This is a genomic window from Terribacillus halophilus, assembly GCF_900162685.1.
Taxonomy (GTDB): domain Bacteria; phylum Bacillota; class Bacilli; order Bacillales; family Amphibacillaceae; genus Terribacillus; species Terribacillus halophilus_A.
The window spans coordinates 1334015-1352729 of record NZ_LT727828.1 but is presented as its reverse complement, the minus strand read 5'-3'; the positions used below and the strand labels follow the sequence as shown (position 1 = coordinate 1352729).

19 protein-coding genes and 2 pseudogenes are annotated in these 18715 nt (G+C 41.4%); 2 read left to right on the top strand and 19 right to left on the bottom strand.

Annotated features, from left to right (window positions below; genetic code table 11):
- Positions 1–359 precede the first annotated feature (359 nt).
- The 16 genes and pseudogenes from tig to B1K52_RS11270 all read right to left on the bottom strand — a co-directional run bounded on the left by tig (position 360) and on the right by B1K52_RS11270 (position 14681).
- Positions 360–1649 (bottom strand): trigger factor, encoded by a 1290-nt coding sequence (tig, locus tag B1K52_RS11340; protein WP_077308294.1) that lies wholly within the window; start codon positions 1647–1649, stop codon positions 360–362.
- 144 nt (positions 1650–1793) lie between these two features.
- Positions 1794–2777, bottom strand: coding sequence for a tetratricopeptide repeat protein (locus B1K52_RS11335; RefSeq protein WP_179106537.1), 984 nt, complete (start codon positions 2775–2777; stop codon positions 1794–1796).
- Between the two features lie 142 nt (positions 2778–2919).
- A complete protein-coding gene (locus B1K52_RS11330) occupies positions 2920–3258 on the bottom strand; it encodes a hypothetical protein (protein ID WP_077308290.1) in 339 nt (112 codons plus the stop codon).
- Positions 3259–3462: 204 nt separating this feature from the next.
- Positions 3463–4200, bottom strand: coding sequence for a cyclase family protein (locus B1K52_RS11325; RefSeq protein ID WP_077308288.1), 738 nt, complete (start codon positions 4198–4200; stop codon positions 3463–3465).
- A 91-nt stretch (positions 4201–4291) separates the two neighbouring features.
- On the bottom strand, positions 4292–4525 hold the full coding sequence (locus B1K52_RS11320) for a hypothetical protein (protein WP_077308286.1): 234 nt from the start codon (positions 4523–4525) through the stop codon (positions 4292–4294).
- 209 nt (positions 4526–4734) lie between these two features.
- The gene (locus tag B1K52_RS11315) at positions 4735–5175 is read right to left on the bottom strand and encodes a cell wall hydrolase (protein WP_077308284.1); all 441 of its coding nucleotides are present in this window, start codon (positions 5173–5175) and stop codon (positions 4735–4737) included.
- 69 nt (positions 5176–5244) lie between these two features.
- The gene (locus tag B1K52_RS11310) at positions 5245–5844 is read right to left on the bottom strand and encodes an SGNH/GDSL hydrolase family protein (protein WP_077308282.1); all 600 of its coding nucleotides are present in this window, start codon (positions 5842–5844) and stop codon (positions 5245–5247) included.
- An 18-nt stretch (positions 5845–5862) separates the two neighbouring features.
- Positions 5863–6609, bottom strand: a complete 747-nt coding sequence (locus tag B1K52_RS11305) for a response regulator transcription factor (protein ID WP_077308279.1) — start codon at positions 6607–6609, stop codon at positions 5863–5865.
- On the bottom strand, positions 6584–8362 hold the full coding sequence (locus tag B1K52_RS11300; protein ID WP_077308277.1) for a cache domain-containing sensor histidine kinase: 1779 nt from the start codon (positions 8360–8362) through the stop codon (positions 6584–6586). Before B1K52_RS11300 ends, B1K52_RS11305 begins: the two co-directional genes overlap by 26 nt.
- 476 nt (positions 8363–8838) lie before the next feature.
- Positions 8839–9612, bottom strand: a complete 774-nt coding sequence (locus B1K52_RS11295) for an SDR family oxidoreductase (protein ID WP_256855899.1) — start codon at positions 9610–9612, stop codon at positions 8839–8841.
- Between the two features lie 15 nt (positions 9613–9627).
- On the bottom strand, positions 9628–10530 hold the full coding sequence (locus B1K52_RS11290; RefSeq protein WP_373022644.1) for a Gfo/Idh/MocA family oxidoreductase: 903 nt from the start codon (positions 10528–10530) through the stop codon (positions 9628–9630).
- Positions 10531–10908 (bottom strand): annotated as a pseudogene (locus B1K52_RS18485) (Gfo/Idh/MocA family protein); the annotation flags it as partial. It abuts the gene before it with no gap.
- Positions 10909–10924: 16 nt separating this feature from the next.
- On the bottom strand, positions 10925–11548 hold the full coding sequence (locus B1K52_RS11285) for a YesL family protein (RefSeq protein ID WP_077308271.1): 624 nt from the start codon (positions 11546–11548) through the stop codon (positions 10925–10927).
- Between the two features lie 21 nt (positions 11549–11569).
- Positions 11570–12406, bottom strand: coding sequence for a carbohydrate ABC transporter permease (locus B1K52_RS11280; protein WP_077308269.1), 837 nt, complete (start codon positions 12404–12406; stop codon positions 11570–11572).
- Positions 12407–12408: 2 nt separating this feature from the next.
- Entirely contained in the window at positions 12409–13305 is an 897-nt protein-coding gene (locus tag B1K52_RS11275; RefSeq protein WP_373022423.1) for a carbohydrate ABC transporter permease, read from the bottom strand.
- 86 nt (positions 13306–13391) lie between these two features.
- The gene (locus tag B1K52_RS11270) at positions 13392–14681 is read right to left on the bottom strand and encodes an ABC transporter substrate-binding protein (RefSeq protein ID WP_077308267.1); all 1290 of its coding nucleotides are present in this window, start codon (positions 14679–14681) and stop codon (positions 13392–13394) included.
- 298 nt (positions 14682–14979) lie between these two features.
- Here B1K52_RS11270 and B1K52_RS11265 point away from each other — a divergent pair.
- Positions 14980–15129 (top strand): annotated as a pseudogene (locus B1K52_RS11265) (DUF559 domain-containing protein); the annotation flags it as partial.
- A gap of 83 nt (positions 15130–15212) precedes the next feature.
- Here the strand turns inward: B1K52_RS11265 and B1K52_RS11260 are convergent.
- Complete coding sequence (locus B1K52_RS11260; protein ID WP_077308265.1) at positions 15213–16064, bottom strand: aldo/keto reductase; 852 nt, start codon at positions 16062–16064, stop codon at positions 15213–15215.
- A 182-nt stretch (positions 16065–16246) separates the two neighbouring features.
- Entirely contained in the window at positions 16247–16528 is a 282-nt protein-coding gene (locus B1K52_RS11255; protein WP_077308263.1) for an HPr family phosphocarrier protein, read from the bottom strand.
- Positions 16529–16712: 184 nt separating this feature from the next.
- On the opposite strand from B1K52_RS11255, the gene B1K52_RS11250 reads away from it, so the two are divergent.
- Positions 16713–17615, top strand: coding sequence for an AraC family transcriptional regulator (locus tag B1K52_RS11250; protein WP_077308261.1), 903 nt, complete (start codon positions 16713–16715; stop codon positions 17613–17615).
- A 159-nt stretch (positions 17616–17774) separates the two neighbouring features.
- Here the strand turns inward: B1K52_RS11250 and B1K52_RS11245 are convergent, their stop codons facing one another.
- A complete protein-coding gene (locus B1K52_RS11245; protein ID WP_077308259.1) occupies positions 17775–18668 on the bottom strand; it encodes an AraC family transcriptional regulator in 894 nt (297 codons plus the stop codon).
- Positions 18669–18715: the final 47 nt, after the last annotated feature.

The following is an 18715-nucleotide window of genomic DNA, read 5'->3' as shown; positions in this document are numbered from 1 at the left end:
AAACACATTCTGGATGCGCCCAGCCTTCCTTTAGCCAATCATATCAGATAACAGCAGTATTAAAAAGCAAAACACTTTTTCCCTCAGTATTAGCCAAATAACAGGGTATAAACCCTCGCTTCGAAAGATTTCTCTCCCTATCTCCTGCTGGCAAATACTGCATATACGAAAAAAGAGGTACGTTTTATTATGGAGTTTTTTTTGTAAAAGTCAAACCATATGTATGTAGTATATGTAAACAAAAAAGTCGTTCATGCACGTATTCCACAGAGAAGGTAAGAATCCCTCCCTGTGTATACGTTTATGTTTTAGAAAAACAAGGCACAGTGGTTGCTGCCTTGTTTTTCTCTATGTCTATCTTATGCAGTTTTGCTGTTTTCAACCAACACGTCAATTGCTTTTTGGAACTTCAAATCATCTTTAATAGCATCTGTGTTGCCACCAAGCATTTGTGTTAATTGTTCTTTGTCTGTTTGGTACATTTCAGCCATTTTATCAAGCTCAGCATTAACGTCCTCATCAGTTACTTCAAGTTTTTCCGCTTTCGCGATCGCTTCAAGAGTCAAGTTTGTTTTCACACGTTTGCCAGCATCTTCTTTCATTTGCTCGCGAAGTGCAGCTTCATCTTGACCAGAGAACTGCTGATACATTTCAAGCGTCATACCTTGCATTTGCAAGCGCTGTTCGAATTCACGAACCATACGGTCAAGCTCTGTATCTACCATTGCTTGAGGAACGTCTACAGTTGCGTTATCAGTAGCAAGGTTGATTAGCTGTTCACGCTTGTTGTTTTCAGCTGCGTTTGCTTTTTCTTCTTGCAGACGGTTTTTCGTTTTCTCACGAAGTGCATCCAAAGATTCTACTTCTTCGTCTACGTCTTTCGCGAATTCATCATCAAGCTCAGGAAGTTCTTTCGCTTTGATTTCATGAATTTTCACTTTGAAGACAGCTTCTTTACCAGCAAGCTCTTCTGCATGATATTCTTCAGGGAATGTTACAGTGATATCAGACTCACTGCCGGATTCTTTGCCTGTAAGCTGTTCTTCGAATCCAGGAATGAAGCTGCCAGAACCGATTTCTAAGCTATGGTTCTCTGCTTTTCCGCCTTCGAATGCAACGCCATCAACGAAACCTTCGAAGTCCATTACAACTGTGTCGCCTTCTCCAACTGTGCCTTCTTCTTTTACAACCAATTCAGCTTGGTTGTTGCGAAGCGTATCGATTTCTTTTTCAACGTCTTCGTCGGAAACAGCTGTATCTTCTGCTTCTACCTCAAGACCTTTGTAGTCACCAAGTTCTACTTCAGGTTTGATTGCTACAGTAGCTTTGAAGATAAGTTCTTTACCTTGTTCAATCTGCTCAAGATCTACATCCGGCTGTGCAACTGGCTCGATACCAGTCTCTTCAACAGCGTTCATATAAGCTTGAGGAAGCACGATATCAATCGCATCTTGATATAGAGATTCTACACCAAAGCGTTGTTCGAACATTTTACGAGGTACTCTTCCTTTACGGAAACCTGGTACCTGTACTGTTTTGACAACTTTTTTGAACGCTTGGTCAAGCGCGTTGTCCAACTCTTCAGGGGATAGGGTGATAGTTAAGACACCCTCGTTCTTGCCTTCTGTTCTTTCGAATTTTGCTGACATAATATTCCCTCCAACATCTATCGTTTCTTACCTGTTAATCGTTCTCAATTCTAGCATTAAAGAAGTTATTAACTAGTACTGGTTTACAACCATCTCATTATAACATATTCATAGTCGCTTTCAACACTTACAACACGAACTGTGTCATTCCTCGGCAACAGTCAGATATTTTGCCTCAAATGTGATAATTTCTTCCATCATGGAAGCGATTTGCTGTGCTTCTTCATTTGAAACAGGCGGCTGCTCAATCTGTAAGTAGCTGCTAGCCAGCTTTTGCAGCGCTGCAGCTAATGTAAGGCTCTCGTCTTCATCTGGAATGATAGGATATTTTACATACATATAGCGATACAATAATTTGTACACCAGGTCGAAAAGTGATGGATTTTGCTGCTCAAGCATTTGGAGATGCTGAAGTACACGCTCCATCCCTTCTGATTTGTCTACTAGCTGTAAATTCTCAGGTATAACTGTAATTGTTTCTTTCATCTTATGTATGGAAACCGGAAATTCTATTTCCTGCTTGATGAACCATTCCAGTACAGCTGTCTGGACTACTGGATCGGACTGCTCATCAAGGAGATACGCTTCCATCTTCTGTACATGAGGACTTAAATCGAGCAGGTGGCATTTCTGAATGAGCTGCCATTGAGCAGAGACATCCTGATTATTTCTTGCTTTCTCAAAGTTATGTATCAGCTGATCGGCTGCCGTTTGATACTTATCTTCCGCCATTTTCCGACTCACCTTTTGCAGTTGTTCAAACGAAGTCCGAAGCGGAACAGGTATATTCTCTAGTGCATATACCTCATCCAGCATTTCCACTACTTCCTCATAGCGACCGAGCTGGAACAGCAGCGTCAAATGAATATGTAAATATTGCAGGTAATCCTTGTCCTTCGCTTCTAACAGCTGTAAGGACATCTCTTCCGCCTCTTCATGCTTGCCAAGTTCCATCAGGCAGATCAGTCGCCCTGTCAAAATTTCCGGCTGTCGGTAGCCATAATCCAACAGCTGTTCGAATTTCTGAATCGCTTCGGCATAATTCTTCTCCTGCAGCTCCTTCATTCCTTGCTGCTCCAGCCGCGTCTTCAGACCGGGGAACAATACTACATTATTCTCTTTATCCATCGGCAACATCCTTATCAGATTTTCAGTTCAGAGACCTGGTATCAGCTATACCCTTAAATGTAACAAAGAAAACGCTTATTGAAAACTTAAAATAGCAAAAAGCTGTGAATCAAACTATTCACAGCCTTTGCAATGCAATAGATTATTTGTCTGCATTAGATGCAGGAACCGGGAATGGTATCACATTCTCCATGCTTACCGGCAAATCATCTTCATCTTCTTCATCCAGAAAATCAAACAGCCGCTGCTGCATATCTCCCAATTCTGAATTCAGTTCTTCTTGTTTGTTATTCGTTGCAAAAATATCGCGCTTAATCTGAAGATAGAATTCCTTCAGCGCCTTATCCGTATACTTGCTCAACAGCCAATCGGTTACCGTATACTCCTCTTGCAGCTCCAAGTCATAGATGCGAACCATAAAATATTTGCCATAAGGAACAGATTCGATAAACCGATAACGTTTCGTCTCATCTAAGTACATAGGCCACCTCCAACAAAAGTGTAGCATGTATATCGATGCATTTATGTATATTTTCGCCATAATATACATAAAAATTACATTTTGTTCATATATGCAAGCTTAAATATCTCTGTACTATTTTGCGCTGACTCCATAAGTCTTCCTCCTCGGCTCGGTAGCAGTACTTATTTATAACCGAATTGGAGGCGATCCAATCTTGCATGCTTATGGCAAGACAGCAAACGACCGAACAGGAAATCCTGATGCTTTTTCAGCTTTTGGTACTATATTAAAGATAAATGCCCCTTTGGCTGGCAGCTGATCGAGATTTGTTAACAGTTCTACTTGATAGGAGTCTTGTTCCAACACATAGTACTCGCCAACTAAAGCACCGTTTTTCTGAAAGTCAACGGCGGCATCGGTATCAAAGGTTTCATGACCAACTGCCTTTATTTCTCTCTCTTCATATAGAAACTTTAACGCTGCAAGCGACCAGCCGGGAGAGTGACTGTTGCCTTGTTCATCTTTGTTATCCATTTTCACTTGATCAGGCCAACGCTTGCTCCAATCCGTTCGCAAAGCAACAAATGTGTCTGGCTCAATTTCTCCGTGTTCTGCTTCAAACGCCAAAATGTCAGCTACAGACAATGAGTAGTCGTGATTCGCAGCCGCTTCCCCTGATTTATCAATGACAACCAGCGGCAGCACCAATTCCTGCAGCTCAAGCTCCTCTAAGTAACGCGTGTTCCGAACGAAATGAATCGGTGCATCCAAGTGCGTCCCATACTGACCAGGAAAAGAGAAATTCTGTGCAAAAAAACCATCATTATGGGTAAAGAGCGTCTGAAACTTTGCTGGTTCAAATGCCGAGAAATACGGAGAGTCTGGTCCGAATGTATGAGTCAGGTCTATCCACTGTTTTTGTTTCAATACCTTTAATGCGTGCTGTAGCTCATTTGTCATTAGATTCACCTCTATAGTTAGATACTAGATTCAAAACTTTTGCCAGAAGAAAGCTCCCTCTATTTTTGAAATGTATAATGGAACTTTATGTTTAGCCGCCGAATCCCACAAAATAACGGAAAGTAATAACAAAAATAGAATAAGGAATTAAAACTGCCCCAATAAAAAAATAAACTATTCCCAACGTTACTTTCCATACCTGTGTTTGCGCAAAGAAAGCTGTAATAAAACCAAAGATCGGTCCAAGGATATATAAAATTAAACAGACAGGAATAAAAACACGCATGAACAGTGAAATGATTTCATTGTCTAATGGAACTTTCAAAATTAGAACCACTTGGAGAACAAACAGTAAGACTACACCAACCGCAGTAAGTAAAGATACTTTTGTTTTACCTTTAGTAAACCATCTGATAGGCAGAGCACCTCCAATTGCCTCTTCAATTATTGTATCATTATCGGTAAATCATGGAATTAGGTTAACGTAAAAAAGTGCAATCTCAAAGACTGCACTTCCTGACTAAGCTATTTACTTTATCCAATATACACACTCTCACAAGTCCCCGGCTGTGGTTCATAAAAGCAATGGTCTTTAAATTGGCCCGTAAAAGGCTGATCGTACCAAGTCGGAGGGCATGGTGCGTAGGGGTTGAAGTACCAAAGGGAAAACCGTGCTGGCTGCTCCCTCCAAAACTTTAGATTTCTTTCCGCCAGTCGTCTTTCTGAATCGCGTGCTCGCTGATAAAAAACGTTCCCTTTTTGTACAGCTTCAAACGAATAGTTGCCGCCCTGTACTTGGAAAATAACGTCACGGATTGCTCGCACATCTCCAAAGTCTAAGCAGTCAGCTACCGCTCTGTTCACAATAACCGTTCCAACGTATAGCATGCCTTGCTGGCCTTCCCCTTCAGCTTCAGCTCGCATCATTCTGGCCATTAGATCCACATCTTTGCTGGTGTACTTGACTCGTGCCATTTTATCACCTCAGAACAAAGTATGAAGAAGAGCCTTGTCTAATGTCAGCGTATTTTAGATTTCTAAGTATTACATTCCTTCTGCAGCGAAATATGCTTTCAGCCATGTATCAGCCATCAGCTGATTGCCAGTTTCCGTCATATGGACGCCATCCGTTGTCAAACCAGTTTTTTCTGTTTCCAGGAATGCTGTATGCGTCGGGATAAGTGTTGCGTTATACGTTGTAGCCAGGTCCCGCACAATCTCTACATACGGAAGCAGCAGCTGGTTTCCTTTTGAATTCTTATCTTCTTCAATAATGGTTGGCTCCATTAGAAACAGCTTCGTTTCAAGCTTGACGGTTTCTGCCAAGATGTTGTTATAAACGTCTTTGAATTCCTCAGGTGAAACCTGCTTCATTTGCGGCTGATCCAGCTGTCTCCAAACGTCATTGATACCAATAGAAACAGAAATTAAGTCTGGAGCTAGAAGAAGTACATCTTCTTTCCATCTCGCTGCTAAGTCAGTGACACGATTGCCTCCCACTCCTTCGTTAATGATTTCTACTTCTTTTTTCTGCTTTATTTCATCTTGAATCATTTTTACGTAACCGTCTCCTATTGCAAGCGGGTCCTCAAACCTTCCACACTCTGTAATGCTATCACCGATAAAAATCCATTTCTCTGTCATGTAAAAACACGCCCCTTCTTATCTTTTTTTAATCCAATCTGTAGGTGTGCTGCCCGTTCTTTTCTTAAAGATATGGCTGAAATATTGCGGGTTGTTGCCATAACCTACTTGTTCAGCCAGTTCAAACACTTTGATATCGTCTTGTTTCTCCATAATTTCTAGCGCTTTATCTATCTTCCTATTTAATACATACGCTGAAAATTTCTCTCCCACTTCTTTTTTAAACAGTTTGCCAAGGTAATCTGTATTCATATAGAGCACTTCACTCGCAACCCAGCGCAGCGATAGGTCCGGATTTTCTATATTGTCACGTATGCTGTCTATCATTTTATTCACAACACTAGAATATCGCTTCGTGTCGCTCGAGGTCTTTTTCGCGTGTTCCCTTTTTTCGCCGAGTTCCTGCACAATTTCCGCTAACGCTTCCTGAATGTCTTCCTCACTGGATGGTTTAAGCAAATAATGCTTTACCCCGAAACGCATCGCTTTCTGCGCATATTCAAATTCGTTATAACCGGACAATAAAATCCATTTGATAAGAGGTGAAATCTTACTACCTTGCTCAATCAATCCCATCCCATCCAGGCCAGGCATGGTAATATCCGTTATGACAATATCAGGAGCATGTTTGTGAATGAATTCCAGCGCTTCTAAGCCATTACGAGCAATCCCTCCTAATTCGGTTCCGTGCCGCTCCCATTCCACAATCGAAGAAATACCTTCCAGCAGCATTGGTTCGTCATCTACCAGCAGCACTTTGAACATGATCACTCCCTCCTTTATAAGGAATTGTCAGCATGACCGTCGTTCCAGCTCCAAGTTCACTTCTAACTTCTATTCCATATGCTGCGCCGAACAGCATCTTTAACCTATTATTGATATTTCGTATCCCTAGACCAGTTCCTTTCGTACGATATACACCACTCTGCAGGTTACGGATGAATTCATCATCCATGCCAGGACCATCATCTATAACAGAAATAACGGTATCTTCACCAACATGCGCTGCCTCGATGGTGATCGTACAGACACCAACTATTTCTTGCACACCATATCGGATTGCATTTTCCACTAATGGCTGGAGGCTGAATTTAGGCACCTTACAAGCAAGAAGGTGATTAGGCAGCTTATTGCGAAAAACTAGACGATCTTGAAAACGGTACGATTGGATCATAATATAGTGGTTTACAATTTCCATTTCCTCAGCAAGCGTTATGAGCGACTCTTTCGTTTCAAGCGAAGAACGCAAAATAAAGCCTAATGAAGTGGCCATACGGGATGTTTCCTGCACCTTGCCTAGTTTCGCTGACCAATTGATAGATTCTAATGTATTGTATAAAAAGTGAGGATTTATTTGGGCTTGGAGCGTTTTGAACTCTGCGTCTTTAATGACAAGCTGTTTTTCGTAGTTTTCTTCAATTAGCGAATGAATCTGCCGCATCATCTTATTGAAGTTCTCATGCATTTGCCCCGCTTCATCATTCGTAAATCTTATATCTTGATTATCATGAAAATCCATAACCTCTGCCGTTTCAACTCTTTTCATCTTTCTGTTTAACGCCTCAATCGGATTTGTGATTCCCTTTATAAAGCGGATGCCAAGCAAAAGCAGTAAGACAAACAACAGCAAATAAAGGCTGATGACGGCTTTCATAACAAAAGAGACTGCTTCAAACAATTGATTATAAGGAGAAGCAATCATATACTTCCAATTCGTGAAATTGGCCGAGGTATAAGTCACAAAATATCTTTCACCTTCATAATTGACTAAACGATAGCCAGCATCATCAAGCAAACTGGAGGCTAAGTATGCATCCTTCTCCGCTGTTTCCTGAGGAAATATTATTTCCTGGTCTGCATTCGTAATCAGCAGCTTCGTTCCTTGTTCCGCCGCACTATCTTCGAATGAAGACACCATCTCATTCATATTGAAACGCACGACAACCATTCCTAACCGCTCGAATGATAAATTTGCATATGCGTTCACCTCTCTGGCAGCTATAAACGATTCATCCTGCTTATTCGCAACAAACCATTCCACACCGCCATCCTTTTCCATTGTTGCCCGCTTATACTCCAATAACTGCTCGTTTCCAATCGCTACAACACGCTTCCCTATACTGTAATTGCGATCCGCTGTGTCATATACCTGAATGGAATCGATATAATTCTCAAAAGCACCTAATTCCACAAGTCTTCTTTCTATACTCACTCCGGTTAAATAAGACTCATAACCGCCATCACTTTCTTTCAAGTTAATTAAGTAGGATTGAAGATACGGATCTGTTGCCAATGTATATGAAAGCCTTTTCATTTTTGCAATCTCTTTTTCCACCAAAGCAGACGATACCTTCAATGACTGGGCAGACTGTCGATGGATTTCTTCATTATAAACATGCAGCGCGTACTGGATGAGCAATAACCCGCCTACACTAAACGAAATCAAGATAAGAGACAGCAAACAAAACAACTTATGCTTCATTTTCAGATCAGAAAATAAACGGGTGAATCGTTTCATATTGGTTATTCCCCTCTTACTTTGAGTAAATCTCTCTATGATCTAAATTTTACTCTTACCCATTTAATTCGCTAGTTTTACAGGTTTCCCTGCTTCCTGGATACATACTTGGCAACTTATCGCCTTTCTGTGTCCCTTCTTATTAAGCTGTAAAAGATACATATAAAGTTATCAAATGTGTAAATTATGCGATTTTGCTTCTTCTTGATTTCTATCTGTATTCTATCTATAAACTTACATTTGACTGCTACCTTTTTTAACAGCAATTGTACTAAACTACAATGTCACCTTCAGTTTTCCAAAAAAGAAACCAGTGTTGTATTGGCTTTCCAGTTCATTATATATCTATTTTTGGTAATTATTCTCTTAATCCTTTACTTTTCTGTGCAACATACCCTATTTCCGACGCACGCATGCTACATTTCTTGATAAAACGAAACGCAACAAACACCATGACAAGTATCATGGTGTTGTTTCTACCCTATAAGCAGCGATTCCGCCCCATCAATATAAATCTCCGTTCCCGTAATATGGCTTGATTCATCGGATGCCAAAAATTTCACCAGATTCGCCACTTCTTCCGGTTTACCTGATCGATTGTCCAACGGTTTACTGCCTTCCGGGAATGTGACGGGTACTTTGACTTCTTCTAAATCAGGCGAAGGTTTTATCGATTTTTTAAAATCCGTTTCGACGCCGCCTGGGCAAATGACGTTAACGCGAACGTGATATTGAGCCAGCTCCAGCGCGGCCATTTTAGCGAATGTTGCCTGTGCTGCTTTGGAGGTGGAGTAGGCCGTAAAACCTGCTTGTGAAAAGACGCGGTTGCCGCTGACTGAACTAGTAATGATAATGCTGCCGCCTTGCTGCTTTACATAAGGAATGACTGCTTTGACGAGATAGAATGTCCCATTTAAGTTAATGCTGAGCACTTGGCTCCAATTATCGATGCTCATTGATTCAATAGAGGATGTTTCGCCTACAATACCGGCGTTAGCAAATACAACATCAATCCTGCCATAATGCTGCATCACTTTTTCGGCCGCTGCCCCTACTTGATCATATACTGCCATATCACAAGGAATTGCCAGTACGGTATAGCCCTCTGCTTCCATTTCTTCTTGAACTGCTTGTAATTTTGCTTGATTTACATCCAGCAAGCAAATACGGAAACCTGTTTCAGCCAGCTTACGTGCAGCAGCCTTCCCAATTCCCGATGCCCCGCCAGAGATGACGGCCGTTTTTTCCACGAAAATAGCCTCCAATTATAGTTTTATTAAATCTTTTATGGTAACGGCATTGCCAGTTCTCAAGGAAAGGTTGCCTGCAATACCAGTCATAATGCTCATCGCGCCATCCACATGCGATGCGGCTCGTTTGAACACATCTGGCTGCGGCTTGCCAAAAAGATCTTCCAGCAAAGCTGTGTCGCCTCCTCCGTGACCACCCTCTGTCGTTTCCACTTCCACCTCGTAAGGCATATCGAACATCGGGCTAACGATGATGGACAACTGCTCCAACTGACCTTCTTCGGCTTTCTTTCCTCCCGAATTCACATAAGACTTTTCAATAATATGCGCATCAATTCTTCCTTTGGTACCGTTAAAAGAGACTCGAAAACCCTCCCAAGGCAAGTAAGCGTTTAAGGAATACGTCAGGATGCTCTTGTTTTTATAATTCACCAGCACGCCTAAAGTATCCTCAATACTTATACCATCTCCAAAAACACTTTGATCTCTTTGATAGCCATCTTCTTTTTCAGCATCCAGATACATTGCTTTTAAGTGCACATTGTTTGCCAAATCAATGGCGAAAGGATCCTCTTTCGCTAGATCGCTCTGATGCGCCCGCTGGTAGAAGTTTGTTTCGCCTCTTTGCTCAGCGTTTTCTTTGCCATAAAAAAGCAGGTCACCGACCGCATACACACGCTCAGGTGTTGTATCCAGCCAGAAATTCACCAAATCAAAGTGATGCGTGGACTTATGCACGAGCAGACCGCCGCTGTTTCGTTTGTCTCGGTGCCACCTGCGGAAATAATCGGCTCCATGCTTTGTATCAAGTGCCCATTCAAAATGAACGGAATTCACTTGACCAATGACGCCTGAGCTGATTAGCTCTTTGATTTTTGTATTATGTGGTGCGTATCGGTAATTAAACGTAACTCGCACTTCTCTTCCAGTCCGATGAATGGCATCCAAAATTTCTTGGCATTTTTGTTCATCGATTGTCATCGGTTTTTCGGTTATTACGTCACAGCCAAGCTCCAGCGCCTGAATGATATACGTATGATGTGTGCGATCAATCGTTGTGACCATCACGACATCCGGCTTTTCCTGTAAAATCATTTGTCTAAAATCAGCTGCATGATACAGAGGAATACGAGGATGCTGATATTTTTCCTCCAAAAGCTGATTTGCATAATCCATCCGTGTCTTATTACTGTCACAAAAAGCTGCTAATGTACATGTATCTTTGAAATCTTTCGCCATCGCGCCGTAATAAAATTCTGCCCGGCCGCCTGTTCCAACAAGTACATATTTTTTCATACAAGAATCTCCTTACTCAGGCTCGTTTAGCCAGTAATTTGGATGCTTTTTGTTCTGTTCTTTCAAATGCTCTTACAGCTGGCATCATAATAATCAGTGCTAGAATGCTGAAGCTGAAAAACAAAGCTAACCCTTGGAAGTACCATAGAATTGCACCTATGCCTCCAACTGCTACACACATAAGAAAGGTTTGGCCTGGATTGAGCATCATCATAAAGAAAGCGCGCTTTACGATTTGAAGCGGTTTCATTTCGTACCGAACGAGCATCGGAAATGCATATAAACTTGTCAGCCCAACGAGGCAGGTAAGAACAAGATAAGGAATCGTGAGGTATAATGCCGTACCACTTGCAGCTGAAGTTAGGAAAAGAAAGTCCAAGTAAAGGATATATCCTAATAAAACAAAGATAAATCCCAGTTTATTGCTGTTTAGAAACTCCTTTTTATACGTGGTGAGAAAGGTTTGGAATATGGGAAACTCTGTTTTCCCTCGCAGCCATTGCTGCATGACATGCAGGAGGGCTGTAGTAGCCGGGAAGAACCCAAACAGTACCAGCCCTGGTACTAAGAAAAGCAGCCAGAGAATGTTGACATAAGCCATTCTCGTAATCCACTCAAGCCCTTTATTTATCGCAGCCATACAATACCGCTCCTTTACCTGCTATTTTAGACCAGTTGTACTGATGCCTTCTACTACATAGCGCTGGAAGATGAAGAAAATCACAAACACTGGTACAAGTGTGACCATGGACATGGCAAACATTGCCCCCCAGTTGGAGACTGTTTCATTACTTAAAAACATGTTCAGCGCCATCGAAACGGTATACTTATCCGGGCTATTTAAATACAGTACCGGTCCGAGCAAGTTATCCCATGTCCAATAGAAAGTGAAGATTGCCGTCGTTGCTAGAGCTGGTACAATCAGCGGCAAGATTACTTTATAAAAGATCTGGAATGTATTAGCTCCATCGATTGTCGCTGCTTCATCCAGCTCCCGCGGAATCGTTCGAATAAATTGAACGAGCAAGAAGATGAAGAATGGGTGCCCAAAGAACGCTGGAACAACAAGCGGCTTAAGTGAATTTAGCCAGCCGAGTTCTGAGAAGATGATGTACTGCGGAATCATGACTACCTCATATGGAAGCATCAGCGTCACCAGCATAATCGCAAACCAAAAACCGCGGCCAACAAACTTAAGTCTGGCAAATCCGAACGCAATCAAAGAACAAGAAATCAAATGACCAACGAGCATCCAGAAAACAAATACGATCGTATTTTTAATGAACGTTCCAAACCCATAGCCGCCAAATCCTTCCCAGCCCTGCGGGTAATTGACAAGCGTGAATGGATTCGGAATAAGCGAACCTGCCGTGACGAATATATCGTTACTTTCCTTAAATGAACTGACTAACAGCCAGATCACCGGATACAGCAGCAAGATAGCAAAGCCTCCGACTAAAATATGATAAAGAAAATATTTTACTTTTGAATTGGCCAAGGCTACTTCACCTCCGACTCATAATGCACCCAATACTTGGACGTCCAGAAAATAATCCCTGTCAAAGCGGCTACAATCAGCAGCATAACCCACGCCATCGCCGAAGCATAGCCCATGTTGAAGTACTCAAATCCTTGCTTGAAAAGATACAAGGAGTACAGCAGCGTTCCATCCAGCGGGCCACCTGTACCTTTGGAAATAATAAATGCCGGCACAAACGTCATAAATGCAGCAATTGTCTGCATGATAATGTTGAAAAGCAAAACCGGACTTAACATTGGCAAGGTAATCTTAAAGAATTTCTGGAAGAAGTTCGCTCCATCTACACTGGCTGCTTCATAAAAACTGGATGGAATAGACTTTAATCCAGCTAGGAAAATCAGCATCGAGGATCCAAATTGCCAAATAGACAAGAAAATCAACATCCATAAAGCAGCCGTTGGCTCTCCGAACCAGCGGATAGCATCCAAACCAAGACCACCTAAAGCTAAATTCACGATTCCTGCATCGCCAAAAATATTACGCCACATAATCGCAACCGCTACACTTCCGCCAATTAAGGAAGGGAGATAATACATTGTGCGGTACAAACCGACTGCTCTTGATCCGGCATTCAGCAGCATGGCAACAAGTAACGCAAATGCCAGTCTTAAAGGAACACCGCCTAGTACATAGATAATGGTTACTTTTAATGATTGAAGGTAACGGGGGTCCTCTGTGAACATTTTTGTATAATTACCTAACCCAATCCATTTCGGTGAGTCAAACAGACCATAACTTGTAAACGAGAAATATAAGGAAGCCATCATAGGAATAATTGTAAAGCATAAAAAACCGATAACGAATGGACCGATAAAAACATAACCCCATAAATTACGTTGTAACCGTGAATTCAACAACCCACTCCACTCCTCTCTTATAGAAGTGTGACGAAGACAGAAAGCTGATTTGCAGCATCAGCTTTCCGCTTCATCACAGTTTGCTTCTATTGCCCAAGCATACCTTCTGCTTGGCTTCGGAAGCTTTTCGCTGCTTCTTCCGGTGTAATCTGACCGTAGCTAATTTGTTCAGACATTGTATCTAACAGCTCGATCACCTCACCAGCACCTGCAGGATCCGGCGCACCCATCGGTGAACTATTTTGTTCCGCCCACTCTACGTATTCAAATACTTGCGCCTGAGCTTCAGAAACTTCACTCTTCAGTGCATCTTTTACTTCTGAAGAACCTGGTACACCGCGGTCACCTAGAATTAATTTATTCGCTTCAATGTCATTCATAAAGAAGTTCAAGAAATCAGCAGCCGCTTCTTTATGCTTGGAGTTTTGGGAAACAGAGAAGAACATACCTGGCTTCAAATACAAGCCATCTGACGTACCTGGTCCCGGCATTGGCGCGATTTCAAGCGGCTTCTCCGCCACCTGCTTCAAACCGACAAACTGATTGGACCATTGGAAAATCCCAACACCTTCTCCTTTTACAACTGGATCATCTTCAATACCCGATATCTGTGTAAGTACATCAGGCGTTGGCGTGGAACCTTTTTCTACTTGCTCCGCTATCATGCCGAAATAATCGACGAACAACTGATCATCTTTGTAGCCAAGACCGCTGCCATCTTCTGCATACAAACGTGCACCATTACTGCGAAGATAATAATCAAAGAACACATCCGGCTTTAAGTGTGTGTCAAAGTAAATACCTTTCGCAGCTGCTTTGTCAGACATGGACTGGTAATCCTCCCACGTCCATCCTTCTGGGATTTCTCGATCAAATCCTATTTCTTCTAATAAGTCCGGATTGTAATGGAACCCAACGGCATTTACTCCCGTGTTCATACCATAAATCCCATCATTTATTTTTCCGCCATTCACGTAGTCTTCGGTCATCTTGCTCGTGTCAATCTGTTCACCAAGATAAGGTGTCAAATCAGCCAATTTATTGCCTTGTGCATATTGCGCTAAATAAGAAACATCCATCTGCACGATATCTGGCAGTTCATTTGCGGCAGCCTGAGGAGAAAGCTTCTGCCAATAATCATCCCAGCTCGCATACTCCGCCTCAATTTTTACATCAGGATTTTGTTCTTCATACATCTCTATAACTTTTGCGGTATAATCATTTCGCGGCTGATCACCCCACCAAGCCATCCGCAGCGTCACCTTGCCATCTTCTGAACCAGAACCTCCACTCGAACTGCTGCCTCCACCACTACAAGCAGCAAGCAGCAAAACCAAGATCAAACCCCATACAACCACTACTGACTTTCTTCTCATCCCACATCCCCCTTTGTTTGTTGTTGATGTAAGCGTTTACAATATGTAGTTTATCAAACGGGTGGGTAATTGGCATTACAGAAAACAGAGGTAAATGGTTAAAAATTGGAGGAAGTGTTTCAATGTAAGGAGAATAGTACGACATCCGCTATTGACCATTGTCTCAAATCCCAAAATCTATTAGATAATCATACTGGTTCCTAATAAACGTGATTTATGGATAGAATAAGAACGCCTCCTTATGGATAAGTTAAAGTTAAAAACAACCATATGGGTGATTTGATGTGATGGTAAACAATGGCATTCTACACCTGAACAAAAAGCCCATGATAGAAGAAAGAATCAATATTTACGTAGAAACGGTTGGAAAGTATTGCGATTTAGCGGCAGACAAATAAACAGTCAGATGCCTGAAGTATTAGCACAAATTAATCAGGAAACTGATTAAACTTTTTACAAGCTGATAATCACGGTAAAAAGATTCAAGAATAAAAAAGCTACCCACAAAGGATAGCTTTAATAAAGATGCCTTCAAATATTAAGTTTTCTCGAACCAATCCATTTGACCATGTCAGGATCTCGGTGGGAGAAAAATAAACTCTCTTTTGTATCTAACGCGGTAATCTTTTCGATTTCACCTTGGCTAAGTTCAAAGTCAAAGATGTCAAAGTTTTCGATTATTCTTTCTTTACGGACAGACTTCGGAATAGCAACGACACCTCTTTGTATCAGCCACCGCAGAATGACTTGTGCAGCAGATTTTTTATGTGTTTCAGCTATTGAAACCAAGGTTTCGTTCTGGAACATGTTATTTTTCCCTTCAGCAAATGGGCCCCAAGACTCTATTTGGACATTATTTTCTTTCATAAAGTTATGATTCTCTATTTGCTGGCAGAACGGGTGTGTTTCTACCTGATTAACCGCAGGTACGACTTCATTATGAACAATGAAGTCCATTAGGCGGTCTGGCTGGAAGTTACTAACTCCAATTGCTTTAACTTTTCCTTCCTTGTATAATTCCTCCATTGCTTGCCATGAACCATACACATCACCATAAGGCTGATGAATCAAGTATAAATCCAAATAATCTAATTGAAGTCTTTCCAATGATTTTGCAAAAGCTTTCTTTGTGTTCTCATACCCCGCATCTTGCACCCACAGTTTTGTTGTAATAAATAGCTCTTCTCGTGGAATCCCGCTTCGCTTGATCGCTCTTCCTACAGCTGCTTCATTTTGGTATGATGCTGCCGTATCAATTAGGCGATAACCTGATATAATCGCATCATAAACTGCTCTTTCACATTCATCTTGATCCTCAATTTGGAAAACACCAAAACCTAGTATAGGCATCTCTAGTCCGTTGTTTAAAATTACATTGTTCATTAAAAATCCTCCAATCATATTATCAATAATTTGTTTAGTATAAGCTCACATTTGCTGCTTTATGGGTCGCCCTGGCTTTTCTATTTGGCTATAGAACACAAAGTGTGCTATCTCATTCCGGGCAATAGCTTGCCTGATTCTCTTATTCAAACAGGGCATATTACAGAATAGCAAGCCTGTTCTTACAGCTGAATATCTGGCTGAAACTCTTGTAATCTTAGCTTATATACAAAAAGGGCGTGATCTTCATCTGGACCATCTACAATAACCTGATAATCTTCGAATGGTCTTATGTCTAAATCAACAATCTCCATAATGGATTTAGGCGTATTTTTAACAGGTACGGTTTTTTGTTTGTATTTCAAAAAGACATGTGAGGAGAACTGAGCAGCATTGCTTACTAATACGGTTGCAAAACGGGCTGTTCCACCATCCGCTCCAAACTTAAGATTTATTTTAACCATTGTCCGACCTCATTTCCTTTCCTATGCAGATTAAATTACGCTTTATACATATTATCCCTTAAATGCAGCAGCAGTTTTTACCTATTCATGGCTAATGCTTGCACAATCCTCTCAACCAGGCTTACATAAGGAGAGGGATGATATATAATGTTTCTGACAAGTACAGAATTGGGAGGGACTATGCGTGAAGCAGCATAAAGAGATCATCGAACTGATCGAAAGGTACACTAGAAATGATGGAACCTACCCCAGCAATGTGCCATCCTTATTTTTTTCACGTTATTCAGATGTAACGGAGCCAAGATACGGCATACAGAATCCTTCTTTATGTATAGTGGTTCAAGGCGAGAAGCAAGTTCTTCTTGCAGAAGAAAGATTTACTTACGGGCCGGCGAATTACTTCGTGTCATCTGTTGACTTGCCCATTACAGGGCAAGTAACACATGCCACGATGGAAAAACCTTACCTTTCGCTAAAACTGGAATTTACGCCAAGTGATGTTTTAGAGATCTTACAAGAAACAAGCCTCAATGCGAAACCGAAAAGAGATTTAAACAGAGCCATGTTCGTCAGCAATTTAAACCTAACATTAATGGATTCGGTCACAAGATTAGTTCGCTTAGTCGACAGTCCGAATGATATACCCATTCTCGCTCCTCTAATCACGAAAGAAATTTTATACAGAGTTCTTATTGATCAACATGGTGATGCATTGAAACAAATCGCTCTAAAGGGCAGCTACACTTCACGTGTAAAAGAGGCCATTGCGTTTATTATGGATAACTTCAAACGCACGTTTCGTATGGAGGAACTCGCCGAGATAGCTAATATGAGCGTTTCTTCCCTGCATCGAAACTTTAAAGAAGTGACAGCGATGAGTCCCCTCCAGTTCCAAAAACAATTACGACTGCAAGAAGCACGTCGCCTGTTATTAACAGAATCAACAGATGCAACGGATGCCGCCTTTCAAGTTGGATACGAAAGCCCGTCTCAATTCAGCCGAGAGTATGCCCGTATGTTCGGGTTGCCTCCAATACAAGATATCAAGAAGATGAAAGAAAGTTACGATGACACCTTGAAAGCGTGAACTTTTTTCATCTCAACCAAAAATGCCTATAAAATGCGAAACTAAAATCTATAATCGCATTTTACAGGCATATTTTATACTTATCTAATATCCTTCTCCATCTCTAATTGAGGTAAATAAAGAAACTATAAAAGTTATTGATAATATCCCCGTTAGTTATTAAATCTTCTTGAGTCGATTCATGTCCGCTCTGGGCGAAGAACCAAACATACGAGTATATTCTCGTGTGAATTGGGGATGGCTCTCGTATCCCACTCGGTAAGCGACTTCTGCTACGTCAGATAACTCCGCTAATAATAATCGTCTTGCTTCCTGCAACCGCAGCTGCTTTTGGAACTGAATTGGACTCATAGCAGTTACCTCTTTAAAATGGCGGTGCAGAGAAGAGACGCTCATATTTGCTCTTTCTGCTAATTCTTCTATCCGAAAAGTCTTCTCAAAATCAAGGATGATTGTTTCAATTACATTTCTAATACGCATGGCATTGCTTCCTTCAACGGCCATTTGCTGCAGTGCTTCACCGTTTGGACCTTGAAGAACCCAATACAGTATTTCTCTCTTATATAGTGATGCAAAAACTGGAATATGTTTTGGCGTGTCCAACAAAGCGGCTAAACGAACTACTGCATCTAACAATGAAGAACTTGCTTCCCCTATAAACATCGCTCGTTTTGTGTGTCTCCTCTTTCCCGCTTGTATTCCGGTCTCATGCAGAGCATCTAAAATTTCCTTTGGGGTAAATTCAAGTTTGAGTGCTAAATAAGGAGATTGTGATGTAGCTGAGATAACTTGACCGGTTACCGGCAGTTCCACAGATGCCACAATATAATTGCCAGGTCCATATTGATAACATTCCTCCCCCAGCCATACTTCTTTTTCACCTTGGACAATAATACAAAAGGAAGTCTCGTTCACTCTGGCAACAGGTTCACTAATTGCAGACTCACGTATGAGAAATAGTGATGGGATAGAAGTAGGATGCACACCATCCGGTTCTGTGTTTCTTTGTATGAGCTTGCTTAGTTCGTACCTCTTCTCTATTTCCTCAGACATATAGCATTTCTCCTTCTATGGTTAGGCTCATTCTAATTCATATCCGA